Raw genomic sequence first — 13,398 nt, forward strand, 5'->3', positions numbered from 1 at the left:
TCACGCCGGGAATGCCGCGCTCCACGTAGAGCCGCACATCGGTGTAGAGCGGCGTGCCCACCGCGGGCGGGCGCTCGCCGAACACGGCCTCGGCATGGCGCTGGATCGCGTCCACCAGCGGGCGGTTGCCTTCCAGCGGCGTCATCGCGTTGGCGAGCAGCAGGCGGCGCACTTCCACGCGGATGCCTTCGCAGCCGGCGGCGGCCTCGTCGATCACGCGGCGGATGGTGGCTTCCACCTCCACGGGGTTCTCTTCCGGGATCATGCGGCGGTCGAGCTTGAAGACCACCTTGCCGGGCACGACGTTGGTGTTGGTGCCGCCCTCGATGCGGCCCACGTTCAGGTAGGGGTGCTTGATGCCCTCGACCTTGGACGTGACCTGCCGGTAGAGCGTGTTCTGCTGGTAGAGCGCGTTCAGGATGTGCACGGCGCCCTGCAGCGCATCGACGCCCGTGTGCGGCACGGCGGCATGGGCCATCTTGCCGTGCACAGTCACTTCCATCTGCAGGCAGCCGTTGTGGGCCGTCACCACCTCGTAGCTGAAGCCCGCGGCGATCATCAGGTCGGGCTTCGTCAGGCCCTGCGCGAGCAGCCAGCCGGGGCCGAGTTCGCCGCCGAATTCCTCGTCGTAGGTGAAGTGCAGTTCCACCGCGCCGCGCGCCGGGCGGGCCACGGCTTCCAGCGCACGCACCGCGAAGGTGAACGAGGCGAAGTCGCTCTTGCTCACGGCCGTGGCGCGGCCGTACATCTTTCCATCCACGATCTCGGCGCCGTAGGGGTCGTGCGTCCAGCCCTCGCCGGGCGGCACCACGTCGCCGTGCGCATTGAGCGCCACCGTCGGGCCGCCCGCGCCGTAGGGGCGGCGCACGATCAGGTTGGTGACCGATTCCATGCCGCAGGCGCGCACCTCGCCCTCGGGCACGGCGTGCTTCTCGGCTTCGTAGCCGAAGCCCTGCAGAAGTTCCGCGGTGCGTTCGGCGTGCGGGGCGTTGTTGCCGGGCGGCGTGTCGGTGGGCACGCGCACGAGGGCCTGCAGGAACTGCACCTCCTCGTCGAAATGGCGGTCGATCCAGGCGTCGATGTCTGCGTAGGTGCTGCTCATGGGTGCTTTTCTTGGGCGAGTTGGTTCAGGAGATGGGAGAAGGCCTCCACGGCGAGCTGCATGTCGTCGCTCGTGGTGCTTTCCAGAGGGTTGTGGCTGATGCCGCCGTTCTGGCCGCGCACGAACAGCATGGCCTGGGGCAGGATCTCGTGCAGCTTCATCGCGTCGTGCCCGGCGCCGCTGGGCATGCGGAACACGGGCAGGCCCGCGGCTTCGACGGCGGCTTCCCAGCGCCGCTGCCACCCCGGATCGCTCGGGGCGGCCGACGCGAGCATGGCGCGTTCGGCGGTGTAACGCAGTCCGCGGCGCTGGGCGATCGCGGACAACTCGGCGAGCACGTCCGCCACCAGCGCGTCGCGCTGCGGGTCGGTGGGCGCGCGCAGGTCCAGGCTGAATGCGCAGCGGCCGGGCACCACGTTGATGGAGCCGCCGGGCACGTTCAGTTGCCCGATGGTGCCGACCGAGTCGCCATCCTGCGCGGCGCGGCGCTCCAGGTAGAGCGCCAGCTCGGCCACGCCCGTGGCCGCGTCGCGGCGGCGGTCCATGGGCGTGGTGCCCGCATGGCTCGCCACGCCCAGCATCTCGCACACGTAGCGCGCGCTGCCGTTGATGGAGGTGACCACGCCCAGCGGCAGGCCGAGTTCGTCGAGCACGGGGCCCTGTTCGATGTGCACTTCCACGAAGCCCAGGTAGGCGGCCGGATCGCGCCGCAGTTTCGGGATGTCGTCGATGCACAGGCCCGCATGCTGCATGGCTTCGCGCATGGTGATGCCGCCGGCATCGCACTGGTCCAGCCATTCGGGGCGGAAGTCGCCGATCAGCGCGCCGGAGCCGAGGAACGTGGCCTTGTAGCGCTGGCCTTCTTCTTCGGCGAAGCCCACCACCTCGATGCCGAACGGCAGGCGGCGGCCTGCGCGGTGCAGCTCGCGCACGCAGGCCATGGGGATGAACAGCCCCAAGCGCCCGTCGTACTTGCCGCCGTTGCGCACGGTGTCGTAGTGGCTGCCGGTCATGAGCCAGCGCTGGCCTTCAGGGGTGGACGCGTGGTAGCGCCCGACCACGTTGCCCACGGCGTCCACCTCGACCTCGTCGAAGCCGCAGTCGCGCATCCAGTGGCTGATGCGCTGCGCGCAGGCGCGGTGCGCGTCGGTCAGGTAGGTGACGGTGAGCTGGCCCTTCTCGGCGAAGCCCGGGTCGCTGTGCTGTGCGAGCTTCTCCTGCCAGTCCCACACGTCGTTGCCCAGCACGGGCTCCACGCCGAACTTGTCGTTCAGGCGGATCTCGGCGATGCGGTGGATGTTGCGCAGCGCCTCGGCGAACTCGGCATCCGGGTGGCTGTCCAGCCGGCGCGCGAAGGTCTCGATGATCTCCTGGCGCGGCAGGCCCGTGCCGCGCGGGCCGCGCACGGCCAGGATGAACGGGAAACCGAAGCGCGCGTTGTAGTCGGCGTTGAGCTGCTGCAGGCGCTCGAATTCTTCCGGTGTGCAGTGCGTGAGGCCGGCGCGGGACTGCTCGCCGGTCGATTCGGCCGTGAGCGCGCGCGCCACCATGGCCTTGCCGGCCAGCTCCGGGTGGGCGCGGATGAGCGCGAGCTGCGCTTCGCGCGGAGCGGCGTCCAGCACGCGCACCATCGCGTGCTTCAACTGCGCGAGCGAGCGGAACGGGCGTTCGGCCAGTGCGCTTTCAGCGATCCAGGGCGAATGCTCGTACAGGCCGTCCAGCATCCGCGCGGCTTCGTCCGCGGGCGCGGCGTTGAGCTGGTCCAGGGTCAGGGTCATGGCGTCACCTTCGGGCAGGGGTGGGTCGCGGCCCAGTGGCGCGCGAGGTCGATGCGGCGGCACACCCAGACGTGCTCGTGGCGCTGGACGTGGTCGAGGAAGCGCTGCAGCGCGGTGATGCGGCCCGGGCGACCCAGCAGGCGGCAGTGCATGCCGATGCTCATCATCTTGGGCCGGTCGTCGCCGGCCGGATCGCCTTCGGCATAGAGCGCGTCGAAGGTGTCCTTCATGTACTGGAAGAACGGGTCGGCGTGCGAGTAGCCCTGGGGCAGCGCGAAGCGCATGTCGTTGCAGTCGAGCGTGTAGGGCACGATGAGCTGCATGGCATCGGTGCCGTCGGTCTTGCGCACCTTCATCCAGAAGGGCAGGTCGTCGCCGTAGTAGTCGCTGTCGTAGGCGAAGCCGCCGTAGTCGGCCACCAGGCGGCGGGTGTTGGGGCTGTCGCGGCCGGTGTACCAGCCCAGCGGGCGTTCGCCCGTGAGGCGCCGGATGATGTCCATGGCCTCGGCCATGTGCGCGCGCTCCACGTCCTCGGGCACGTTCTGGTAGTGGATCCACTTCAGGCCGTGGCAGGCGATGTCGTGGCCCAGCTCGGCGAAGGCGGCGGTCACTTCCGGGTGGCGCTGCAGCGCCGTCGCCACGCCGAAGACGGTGAGCGGCAGCCCGCGCCGCTCGAACTCGCGCAGCAGGCGCCATACACCCGCGCGCGAGCCGTACTCGTAGATGCCTTCCATGCTGATGTGGCGGTCGGGGTAGCTGGCCGGGTTGAACATCTCCGAGAGGAACTGCTCGCTGCCCGCGTCGCCGTGCAGGGTGGCGTTCTCGCCGCCTTCCTCGTAGTTCAGCACGAACTGCACGGCGATGCGCGCGCCGCCGGGCCAGCGGGCGTGCGGCGGGTTGCGGCCGTAGCCCACGAGGTCGCGGGGGTAGGGCAGGGTGGCGTCGTAGAGCGGCGGTGCGGTCATGTCGGTGGATCGGCTTGGAAGAAGGTGGGAAGTCAGGACAGGGCGCGGGAGAGTTCGTTGGGCGGATGCGCGCGGTCGAAGGCCAGGCTGGCCTCCACGTGGCGCAGATGCTCGTCCATCAGGCGCACGGCCAGGTCGGCATCGCGGTCGGCCAGCGCCTTCACGATGTGGCCGTGCTCTTCGTGCGAGTGGGCGGCCTCGGCGGCGCTCTGGTACATCAGGGTGATGAGCGCGCAGCGCGATATCAACTCGCCCAGCAATTGCGCGAGCACCTCGTTGCCCATGAGCTCGGCCATGCGCACGTGGAAGTCGCCCAGCAACTCGGTGCGGCCCGGCACGTCGGCCTGCTCGACCGCCTGCTGCTCGCGGGCCACGTGCTCGCGCAGCGCGCGGATGCGCGCGGGCGTCACCTCGCGCACGAAGGCGCGCGTCATCTCGGCCTCGAGCATGCGGCGCACGGCGAACACCTGCCGCGCCTCCTCGGCCGATGGCGCTGCCACGAAGGCGCCGCGCGCGGGCTCCAGCGTGACGAGCCGGTTCTGCGACAACTGGAAGAGCGCCTGCCGCACCAGGGTGCGCGATACGCCGAAATGGTCCGCCAGCTTCTGCTCGGCCAGTTTGGCGCCGGGCTGCAGCCGGTGCTCCACGATGGCCTTGGTCAGGCTCGCGACGATGGCGCTGGTGGTCGAAGTCTCCATCGGGCCATGATAGCCGCCGTGGCCGGATTTTGTATGCAGTTTTTGTGCACCATAAGCGGGATCGGCATCGGGGCATACCCGCACCGGGGCGGTGCGCCGGGGCCGCCTTGCGCCAGAATCCGCGCATGACACTGCCCGCCCTGCCGCCTGCATCTGCCCCGTCGCCCGCGCCGGATCCCGCCGCAGATCCCACGCGCTTCCTGCGCCACCTCTATGGCGTGGCCGTGCAGGCGGCCCTGCCCTCGGTGCGCCTGGCCGCGCACCTGCCCGCGCCGCCGCGGGGCCGCACGCTGGTGCTGGGGGCCGGCAAGGCCGGGGCCTCGATGGTGCATGCGCTGGAGGCGCTGTGGCCGGCCGAAGCGCCGCTCTCCGGTCTGGTCGTGACGCGCTACGGCCATGTGCCGCCGCGGCCTGCGGGCACGCCTGGGCGCATCGAGATCGTGGAGGCCGCGCACCCGGTGCCGGACGCAGCGGGCGAGGCGGTGGCGCGGCGCATGCTGGAACTGGCGCAGGGGCTCACCGCCGACGACCTCGTGATCTGCCTGATCTCGGGCGGCGGCTCCGCACTGCTCACGCTGCCGGCCGAGGGCCTGGCGCTGGAGGACAAGCAGCGCATCCACCGGGCCCTGTTGGAAAGCGGTGCGGGCATTGCGGACATGAACTGCGTGCGCCGGCACCTCTCGCGCATCAAAGGCGGGCGGCTGGCCTCGGCCTGCGCGCCCGCGCGCGTCGTGACGCTCGCGATCAGCGACGTGCCGGGCGACGATCCGGCAGTGATCGCAAGCGGCCCCACGGTGCCGGACGCGACGACCTGCGCCGATGCGCTGCGCATCCTGGACCGCCATGGCATCGGCCTGCCACCGGCCGTGCGCGCGGCGCTGGAGGCCGGTACGCTGGAAACGCCCAAGCCTTTGCCGGGCGAGACGCCGGAGGTGCACCTGATCGCCACGCCGCTCCAGTCGCTGGAAGCCGCGGCCGCGGCGGCCCGCTCCGCGGGCCTGGCGGTGCATGTCCTGTCGGACGAGATGGAAGGCGAATCCCGTGAGGTGGGTGCCGTGCATGCCGCGCTGGCCCGCTCGGTGGCGCGCCACGGTACGCCGTTCGCGCGGCCCTGCGTCATCCTCTCGGGCGGCGAGACCACGGTGACGGTGCGCGAGCGCCCGCCGGGCAGCGCGCGCGGACGGGGCGGGCGCGCCGGGGAGTTCTGCCTGGGGCTGGCGCGCGCGCTGCAGGGCCAGGAGGGCGTGTGGGCGCTGGCGGCCGATACCGACGGCATCGACGGCGTGGAGGACAACGCCGGTGCGCAGGTAGCGCCCGACACGCTCGCCCGCGCAGCCGCGGCGGGCCTGCGCGTGGACGATCATTTGGCGCGCAACGACGCCTACGGCTTTTTTGCAGCGCTCGGCGATCTGGTCGTCACCGGGCCGACGCATACGAACGTGAACGACTTCCGCGCCCTGCTCATACGCTAGAACAGGGCTCGCCAGGGATCAGTACCCGAGCGTGCGCCCATCCGGATTGCGCGGATCGGAATAACCGAAAAGCACGCCGTCCTTGAGCTGGATGGTCTGCGTGCGGCCCATGGAGGGCTTCAGGGCCAGTACGTGGCCGCGGGACTGCAACAGCGCCAGCGTGTCGGGCGAGAGGCCGTTCTCGATGCGCAGCTCGTCCGGCGTCCACTGGTGGTGGATGCGCGGGGCGGCCGCGGCCTCGGCCGGGTTCATGCCGAAGTCGATCACGTTGACCACGGTCTGCAGCACCGTGGTGATGATGCGCGCGCCGCCGGGGCTGCCGGTGACGAGCACCGGCTTGCCGTCCTTGAGCACGAGGGTGGGGCTCATGGACGAGAGCGGCCGCTTGCCGCCGGCCACCGCGTTGGCGTCGCCGCCCACGAGGCCGTAGGCGTTCGCCACGCCGGGCTTGGCGGCGAAATCGTCCATCTCGTTGTTGAGCAGGATGCCCGTGCCCTTGGCCACGATGCCGCTGCCGAAGTTGGTGTTCAGCGTGTAGGTCACCGCCACCGCGTTGCCGGCCTTGTCCACCACCGAGAAGTGCGTGGTCTGGTCGCTCTCGTAGGGCTGCGGCTGCCCCGGCTTGATGTCCCTGGCGGGGCGCGCCTTGTTCGGATCGATGGTTTTCGCGAGCGAGGCGGCGTACGTCTTGGAGGTCAGCCCCTTGAGCGGGATCTTCACGAAATCCGGGTCGCCCAGGTATTCGGAGCGGTCGGCGTAGGCCAGCTTCATGCTCTCGGCCATCATGTGCAGGGTCTGGGCGCTGCCCGGTCCCCACTGGGCGAGCGGCATCGGCTCGAGCATGTTGAGCATCTGCACGAGGTGGACGCCGCCCGAGGAGGGAGGGGGCATGGTGACCACTTCGTAGCCGCGGTAGGTGCCGCGCACGGGCGTGCGCTCCACCACTTCATAGTCGCGCAGGTCCTGCAGGCTCAGGGCGCCGGGATAGGGCGCCATCTCGGCCGCGATGCGCCGTGCGATCGGGCCCTGGTAGAACGCCTTGGCGCCCTGCTGCGAGATGAGCCGCAGGGATTGGGCGAGGTCCTTCTGCACCAGCCGGTCGCCGATCTTCAGGGGGGCGTCGCCCCGCCAGAAGATCTGCCGCGTGGCGGGCCAGCGGCCCATGGTTTCGCGCTCCTGCGCCAGCGTCTTGGCCAGCGTGAGGCTCACGGGAAAGCCCTTGTCCGCCAGCGCGATCGCGGGCGCGATCACCTTCGACAGCGGCTGGGTGCCCCAGGCCTTGAGCGCATGCTCCAGGCCCGCCACCGTGCCCGGCACGCCCACGGCGTAGTGCGTGTAGAGCGACTTGCCGTCGATCACGTTGCCCTTCTCGTCCAGGTACATGTCGCGGCTGGCCTTGCGGGGTGCGACCTCGCGGAAGTCGAGCGCCACGCTCTTGCCGGTCCTGGTGTCGTACACCATCATGAAGCCGCCGCCGCCCAGGTTGCCGGCGTTGGGCAGCACCACGGCCAGCGCGAAGCCCACGCCCACGGCCGCGTCGATCGCGTTGCCGCCCGCCCGCAGGATGTCCAGCCCCACCTTGGTGGCCAGTTCCTGCTCGGAGGCCACCATGCCGTTGCGCGCGACGACCGGATGGAAGACATCCATGTCCATGTCGTAGGCCCGGCCCGCCGCGCGCCCCGCCGGCGTCTGCTGGGGGGCGCTTTCCGGGGCCTGCGCGGTGTCCGCGGAAGGCACCGCCGCGCCGGGGAGATTCGCGCAGCCCGCGATGGCCAGCAGCGCGAGCATGCTGCTTCCAGCGAGCAGCCAGGGGCGTTGGAGGCGGGGGGAAGTCATCGGTCGAAGCCCTTTCCTGTCGTTGTAATGCATGCCGGGGGGGCGGAACGCCGCCGGCAGGGGCGAACAGTGTAGATCGTGTGCCCCGCAACGCACGTCACGGTCGTTACAGCCGGGCCGCGGTGCGCCAGCGAGGCATGGAGCGTGCATACACTGCTGCGTGGCGCGCGAGCGCGCTTTTTCACACGGATCCGGACACAGACAGGAGACGCCCCATGGACCTCAGTACGCACGTTCTCGACACCATGCATGGCTGCCCGGCCGCGGGCATGGCGGTTTCGCTCTACGACACCGCAGGCGGCCAGGCCCGGCTGCTCAAGGAGCTGGTGCTCAACCAGGACGGCCGCACCGATGCGCCGCTCTTCGACAACGCCAGCCTGCGTCCCGGCACCTACCGGCTGTCGTTCGAGGTGGGCGATTACTTTCGCGCGCGCGGCGTGGTGCTGCCCGAGCCGAACTTCCTCGACCGCGTGAGCCTGGACTTCGGCGTCGCCCATGCCGACCAGCACTACCACGTGCCGCTGCTGGTCAGCCCCTGGAGCTACTCGACCTACCGTGGCTCCTGAACTGCCGAGCCCGGAGGCGTCAGAGCTGTCCCTCGGTCAGCGTGTCGAGCTGGAACCGGCCCGACTTGTGCCAGAGCCAGGTGTCGGTATAGGTCACGCGGCCCATCCGCTCGGGCACGGGGTAGGGCGCCGCGGCGCGCACGGTGCGCTCGATTTCCGCGATCACCTCCGGCGCGTGGCGCGGCGCGCGCATCCAGGACAGGCGGGTGACCTGTCCGTTGCGGTCGATGTCCACCTGCAGCGTACCGATGGCGTACAGCAGGGGCGGAAGCTTGCCCCGGTAGATGCGTGCCTGGTTCAGGCCGTAGAGGTGCGTGGCGGCGTCCTGCCGGTAGGCGCGCGGATTGGCCGCGGCCGAGGTGCGCGCCGAGCCGCGCGTGGCCGGCTCCGGACCCTTGACGCCGCTGGATGCCGCGGCGGCGGGGGCGCCGGTCTCGCCGGGCGGGGCGGCCGGTTCCGGCCCCGACTTGCAGGCGGCGACGAGGGAGGCGACGGCCGCCATCAGGCCGGCCCGCAGCCAGTGGCGTGCACCGCCCGGCGAGCCGTGGGAAGAGGGGGGAAAAGGCTTCATCGGTGGTCCGTGGCGGGCTGCAGGGGAAAGTGGCGGGCATGCGCCGGGCCCCGGATGGCCCAACGCGGGGGCGTGCCATGGCGTTGACGTCCGCCCTGCACGCCTTGCTCCAGGGGCTGGCCGGGCGCCCGGCCTGTCTGGTCGAGGTGGAGTCTATCGAAGGATCGGTGCCGCGGGAGCGCGGCGCATGGATGGCCGTGTTTGCCGACGGGCCGCTGCTGGGCACCATCGGCGGCGGCCGGCTGGAATGGGATGCCGTGCAGGAGGCGAGGGTACGCCTGGCCGCGCCGGCGCAGGCCGTGCCGCCGGTGGTGCGGTTCGCCCTCGGGCCGAGCCTGGGCCAGTGCTGCGGCGGGGTGGTCCACCTGCGCTTCAGCCGCGTGGAGGCGCCGGACAGCGAGGCGCTCGCGCGGCGCCTGGCGCCCGCGCGCGCGCCGGTGGCGCTCTTCGGCGCGGGGCACGTGGGCCATGCGCTGGCGCGCGTGCTGGCGCCTCTGCCCTTCGAGCTCACCTGGATCGACAGCCGCGACGGCGTCTTCCCGCCGGACGCGGAGGCGGGCGGCGTACATTGCGAGCATTCCGAGCCGGTGCACGCGGCCGTGCCCGGGCTGGCGCCCGGATCGCGCGTGCTCATCATGAGCTTCAGCCATGCGGAAGACCTCGACGTGGTGGCGGCCTGCCTCGCGCGGCAGCGTGCGCATGGCGACCTGCCGTTCGTCGGACTCATCGGCAGCCGCACCAAGTGGGCGACGTTCTCGCGCCGGCTGGAGTCCCGGGGGTTCGGCCCGCAGGAACTGGCGCACGTCACCTGCCCGATCGGCCTGCCGGGCATCGGGGGCAAGGAGCCGGAGGTGATCGCCGTGTCCGTGGCCGCGCAGTTGCTCGCCACCTTGCCGCCCGCGCCCGGCGCGTGATGTCCCGCGCGTGATGGGGCAGCGGCAGGCACGTGCCCGGCGGCGTGGCGCCTGCGCCCGATGGGGCACTCCCGGTTCCGGCGGGAACGGAACCTGCATACACTCGGGCCACAGGTCGCAGCGGTGCAAGGCGATGCCGTCCCTCCCTCCGCGGAAGGGCGCATCCGGTGCGCGGCCTTCCCGCTGCTCAGAGCGCCCGCCGTGGTGAGCAGGTTGCCGCGCGGCCGCCCCCCGATGAGGGCCGCGCGAAGTTGAGAGCCACCATGGAAAGCTATCTCCTCGACTGGGCCAACCTGCTGCTGCGCTGGGTCCACGTCATCACCGCCATCGCCTGGGTCGGGTCGTCGTTCTACTTCGTCTTCCTCGATTCCAGCCTCACCCCGCCGGTCGATGAGGACCTGAAGCGCCAGGGCGTGAGCGGCGAACTCTGGGCGGTGCACGGCGGCGGCTTCTACCACCCGGTGAAGTTCGCGGGCGCGCCGCCGCAACTGCCGAAGCACCTGCACTGGTTCTTCTGGGAGAGCTACAGCACCTGGATCAGCGGCTTCGCGCTGTTCACCGTGTCCTACCTCTGGAGCGCCAGCACCTACCTCATCGACAAGTCGCGCATGGACTGGGCGCCGGCCACCGCCGTCGTGGTCGCGCTGGCGTTCCTCGTCGTGTTCTGGCTGCTGTACGACGCGATCTGCCGCGTTTTCGGCCAGCGGAAGAACGGCGACGCCATCGTCGGAGCGCTGGTCTTCGTGCTGGTGTGCGCGGCCTCGTGGCTGGCCTGCCACTGGTTCGCGGGCCGGGCGGCCTTCCTGCTGGTGGGCGCGATGATCGCCACCAGCATGAGCGCCAACGTGTTCTTCTGGATCATTCCGGGCCAGCGCAAGGTGATCGCGCAGATGAAGGCCGGCCAGCCGGTGGACCCGATCCACGGCAAGCGCGGCAAGCAGCGCAGCGTGCACAACACCTACTTCACGCTGCCGGTGCTGTTCTGCATGCTGTCCAACCACTACAGCTTCACCTGGAGCCATCCGCAAAACTGGCTCATCCTCATCCTGATGATGTTCGCGGGCGCCTCCATCCGCCAGTTCTTCGTGATGCGCCACGGCTGGAAGCTGGGCCGCAACGCGCACCCGCTGCCCTACGCGCTGGTGGGCTGCGCCGTCATCGTCGGCACCATCGCCGGGCTGCGGCTGTCGCAGGCGCCCGCCGCGCCGGCGGCGCAATCGTCGGCTGCCGGCGCCGAGCCCGTGGGCTACGCCCTGCTGCAGCCGGTGCTGGCGCAGCGCTGCTACATGTGCCATGGCGAGCAGGTGCAGATGAAGAACCTGCGCCTGGATTCCGCCGAATCCGTGGCGCAGCACGCCCAGGCCATCTACCAGCAGGCGGTGGTGCAGAAGCTGATGCCGATGAACAACGCCACCGGCATGACGGATGCCGAGCGGGATCTCGTGCGGCGCTGGTTCGAGGGCGGCGCGCCGGCCCGCTGACCGCTGGCGGCCTGTGCAGGCCGCGCAAGCCGATCAGGCGGACGCTGCGGCCGTGGCGGCGGAGCCCTGCCGGGCGCGCGGCGGTGCCTGCCCGAAAGCGTGCGCCAGATGGGCGGCCTGCTCTGCCGTGCGCCAGGCCAGGCCGCTCGCGCAGCCCTTGGCTTCGTGCTTGGCCAGCGCGGCGGCATTGGCCACCTCCTCGGCGTGGCGCATCGTGCCCGGCACCACGCGCGCCGCGCCGATCGCCAGCGTCGTGCAGGGGAAAAAGCGTTTCACCCCGTGCCGGTCTTCCGCCCAGATGCCGCCGGCCGCGCGCGCGGCGTCGTCGAACAGATTGAAGGCCTCGCGCGCGAAGTCCTGCACGATGCGCTGGCAGCGCTGCAGCCAGTCGCCGCTCTGGAACAGCAGCATGAAGTCGTCCCCGCCCACGTGCCCGATGAAGTCCCGCTGCGCATCGCAGTGCGCCACGGCCAGCCGCACCACGAGGCGGATCATCTGGTCGCCGCGCCAGTAGCCGTAGTAGTCGTTGAAGGGCTTGAAGTGGTTCAGGTCGGCATAGCAGGCCACGAACTCCGTGCCGCTGTCGATCAGCCGCTGCATGTGCAGGCTGATGGGAATGTTGCCCGGCAGGAAGGTGAGGGGGTTGGCGTGCCGCGCCGCCTCGATGCGGGCTTCGGTCACGCTGCGCACCAATTGTTCGCCCGTGCCCAGGCCCACGTAGCGGCCGTTGTCGGTGACGATGAATCCGTCGCTCAGGTAGCGCTGGTCCTGCGAGGTCAGGATGCCCACGAGCTGGTCCACGTCGCAGTCGAGTTCCACCACGCGCGGGGCCGGGTTCGCGAAGGCCGCGCAGGCCTTGCGCCCGTGCACCTCGCGGAAGTACAGCGTCGCGTAGTGGTTCATGAATTGCTGGCGGTTGATCAGCGCCACCGGCCGGGTGCCGTCGAGCACCGGCAGGGCGTGCAGTTCGGGATGCGCCTTGAAGAAGCCGGCCACCGTGTCGTTGCTGGTCTCGGCCGTGGCCGTGGGCGCGTGCACCACCAGCAGGTTGCGCAGGATGCCCGGCCGCGCGTTCTGGCCGCGGTGCGGCAGGATCGCCACGCGGCGGTCGCGCACGGCGTCCAGGGCGGGCACTTCGATCCGCCCGCGAGGCCCGGACCCCGGCCGGCCCAGCAGGTAGCCCTGGCCGTAGGGAATGTCGAGGTCGCGCAGCGCCCGCAGGTCGTCCTGGGTTTCGATGCCCTCGGCGATCAGGGTCGTGCCGAACACGTCGGCGATGCCCTTGATGGCCTGCAGCATCTGCAGGTTCCCGGGGTGGGCGCTGATGTCGCGCACGAAGTACTTGTCGATCTTCACGAAGTCCGGCCGCGTCTCGGACCAGAGCCGCAGGCTGGAGCGGCCGTCCCCGAAATCGTCGAGCGCGATGCGGGCGCCGCAGGCGTGCACCTGCTTGAGCGCCTCGCGCAGCGAGGCCATGTCGCCCACGCGCTCGTGCTCGGTGATCTCCAGCACCACGTTCTCCGCCGACACGCCCGCGGCACGGGCGGCGCCCGCCAGGGTCATGCCGCGGCACAGCGCCACCCCGCGCACCAGGGCATCCGCGCTGATGTTCACGAACAGGCGGCCTGCGCCGCCGGACGCCCCCCACTGGCGCAGGGCGATCGCCACGCACAGCAGCTCGAACTCCTGCAGAACGCCTTCCCCGAGCGCGGTCTGCAGCAGCCGGTCGGGCGTGTGCAGCGGCGTGCCCGCCGGGCCGCGGATCAGGGCCTCGTGGGCATAGACGTTGCCCTCGCGCAGATCGGCCAGGGGCTGGAACACACAGTGGAGCCCGCCTTCACGCATGAGCTGTACGAGCGGGCCCGTGCCGTCGCGCACCGCGGACGACAGAGAATCCAGCACCGCCTGTAGCGTGCTGTCATTGACGGGAGCGGTTGTTACTGCCATGAACAATTGTCGCGAAGTTACCCCCTTCGCATGACGTCGGAATGACACGGTCCGTCCCGCAGCGGGGA

At 71.0% G+C, this 13,398-nt stretch carries 11 protein-coding genes; 4 read left to right on the forward strand and 7 right to left on the reverse strand.

The annotated features are described in order from the left end of the window. The 4 genes from BLR99_RS21000 to BLR99_RS21015 form a co-directional block, all read right to left on the reverse strand. Positions 1-1,102: M20/M25/M40 family metallo-hydrolase (locus BLR99_RS21000; RefSeq protein WP_074687496.1), on the reverse strand; the 1,102-nt coding region annotated here is incomplete at its 3' end. Beyond that, entirely contained in the window at positions 1,099-2,880 is a 1,782-nt protein-coding gene (gene uraD / locus BLR99_RS21005; protein WP_011794259.1) for a 2-oxo-4-hydroxy-4-carboxy-5-ureidoimidazoline decarboxylase, read from the reverse strand. The genes uraD and BLR99_RS21000, both read right to left, overlap by 4 nt. After that, positions 2,877-3,845 (reverse strand): allantoinase PuuE, encoded by a 969-nt coding sequence (gene puuE / locus BLR99_RS21010; protein WP_011794260.1) that lies wholly within the window; start codon positions 3,843-3,845, stop codon positions 2,877-2,879. Before puuE ends, uraD begins: the two co-directional genes overlap by 4 nt. A 32-nt stretch (positions 3,846-3,877) precedes the next feature. Then, entirely contained in the window at positions 3,878-4,543 is a 666-nt protein-coding gene (locus BLR99_RS21015) for a GntR family transcriptional regulator (RefSeq protein ID WP_011794261.1), read from the reverse strand. A gap of 125 nt (positions 4,544-4,668) precedes the next feature. Here BLR99_RS21015 and BLR99_RS21020 point away from each other — a divergent pair, with 125 nt between their 5' ends. Next, positions 4,669-6,015 (forward strand): glycerate kinase type-2 family protein, encoded by a 1,347-nt coding sequence (locus BLR99_RS21020; protein WP_011794262.1) that lies wholly within the window; start codon positions 4,669-4,671, stop codon positions 6,013-6,015. An 18-nt stretch (positions 6,016-6,033) separates the two neighbouring features. Here BLR99_RS21020 and ggt read toward each other — a convergent pair whose 3' ends face one another. Then, positions 6,034-7,803 (reverse strand): gamma-glutamyltransferase, encoded by a 1,770-nt coding sequence (gene ggt, locus BLR99_RS21025; protein WP_046060839.1) that lies wholly within the window; start codon positions 7,801-7,803, stop codon positions 6,034-6,036. A 263-nt stretch (positions 7,804-8,066) separates the two neighbouring features. On the opposite strand from ggt, the gene uraH reads away from it, so the two are divergent. Continuing rightward, on the forward strand, positions 8,067-8,417 hold the full coding sequence (uraH, locus tag BLR99_RS21030) for a hydroxyisourate hydrolase (protein WP_017440199.1): 351 nt from the start codon (positions 8,067-8,069) through the stop codon (positions 8,415-8,417). A gap of 19 nt (positions 8,418-8,436) precedes the next feature. Here the strand turns inward: uraH and BLR99_RS21035 are convergent, their stop codons facing one another. Continuing rightward, on the reverse strand, positions 8,437-8,919 hold the full coding sequence (locus tag BLR99_RS21035; RefSeq protein WP_041827832.1) for a hypothetical protein: 483 nt from the start codon (positions 8,917-8,919) through the stop codon (positions 8,437-8,439). 146 nt (positions 8,920-9,065) lie between these two features. Here BLR99_RS21035 and xdhC point away from each other — a divergent pair, with 146 nt between their 5' ends. Further along, a complete protein-coding gene (gene xdhC, locus BLR99_RS21040) occupies positions 9,066-9,902 on the forward strand; it encodes a xanthine dehydrogenase accessory protein XdhC (RefSeq protein ID WP_046060840.1) in 837 nt (278 codons plus the stop codon). A 263-nt stretch (positions 9,903-10,165) separates the two neighbouring features. Then, a complete protein-coding gene (locus tag BLR99_RS21045; protein ID WP_046060841.1) occupies positions 10,166-11,383 on the forward strand; it encodes a urate hydroxylase PuuD in 1,218 nt (405 codons plus the stop codon). Between the two features lie 33 nt (positions 11,384-11,416). Here BLR99_RS21045 and BLR99_RS21050 read toward each other — a convergent pair whose 3' ends face one another. After that, entirely contained in the window at positions 11,417-13,330 is a 1,914-nt protein-coding gene (locus BLR99_RS21050) for an EAL domain-containing protein (protein ID WP_046060883.1), read from the reverse strand. Between the last annotated feature and the right edge of the window lie 68 nt (positions 13,331-13,398).

It is taken from the genome of Paracidovorax citrulli (genome assembly GCF_900100305.1).
Classification (GTDB): Bacteria; Pseudomonadota; Gammaproteobacteria; order Burkholderiales; family Burkholderiaceae_C; genus Paracidovorax; species Paracidovorax citrulli.

Coding starts and splice junctions, on each gene's coding strand:
- BLR99_RS21020 (WP_011794262.1), top strand. CDS start 4,669: ATGACACTGCCCGCCCTGCCGCCTGCATCTGCCCCGTCGCCCGCGCCG.
- ggt (WP_046060839.1), bottom strand. CDS start 7,803: ATGCTCGCGCTGCTGGCCATCGCGGGCTGCGCGAATCTCCCCGGCGCG.
- uraD (WP_011794259.1), bottom strand. CDS start 2,880: ATGACCCTGACCCTGGACCAGCTCAACGCCGCGCCCGCGGACGAAGCC.
- BLR99_RS21045 (WP_046060841.1), top strand. CDS start 10,166: ATGGAAAGCTATCTCCTCGACTGGGCCAACCTGCTGCTGCGCTGGGTC.
- puuE (WP_011794260.1), bottom strand. CDS start 3,845: ATGACCGCACCGCCGCTCTACGACGCCACCCTGCCCTACCCCCGCGAC.
- BLR99_RS21035 (WP_041827832.1), bottom strand. CDS start 8,919: ATGGCGGCCGTCGCCTCCCTCGTCGCCGCCTGCAAGTCGGGGCCGGAA.
- uraH (WP_017440199.1), top strand. CDS start 8,067: ATGGACCTCAGTACGCACGTTCTCGACACCATGCATGGCTGCCCGGCC.
- BLR99_RS21050 (WP_046060883.1), bottom strand. CDS start 13,330: ATGGCAGTAACAACCGCTCCCGTCAATGACAGCACGCTACAGGCGGTG.
- BLR99_RS21015 (WP_011794261.1), bottom strand. CDS start 4,543: ATGGAGACTTCGACCACCAGCGCCATCGTCGCGAGCCTGACCAAGGCC.
- xdhC (WP_046060840.1), top strand. CDS start 9,066: ATGGCGTTGACGTCCGCCCTGCACGCCTTGCTCCAGGGGCTGGCCGGG.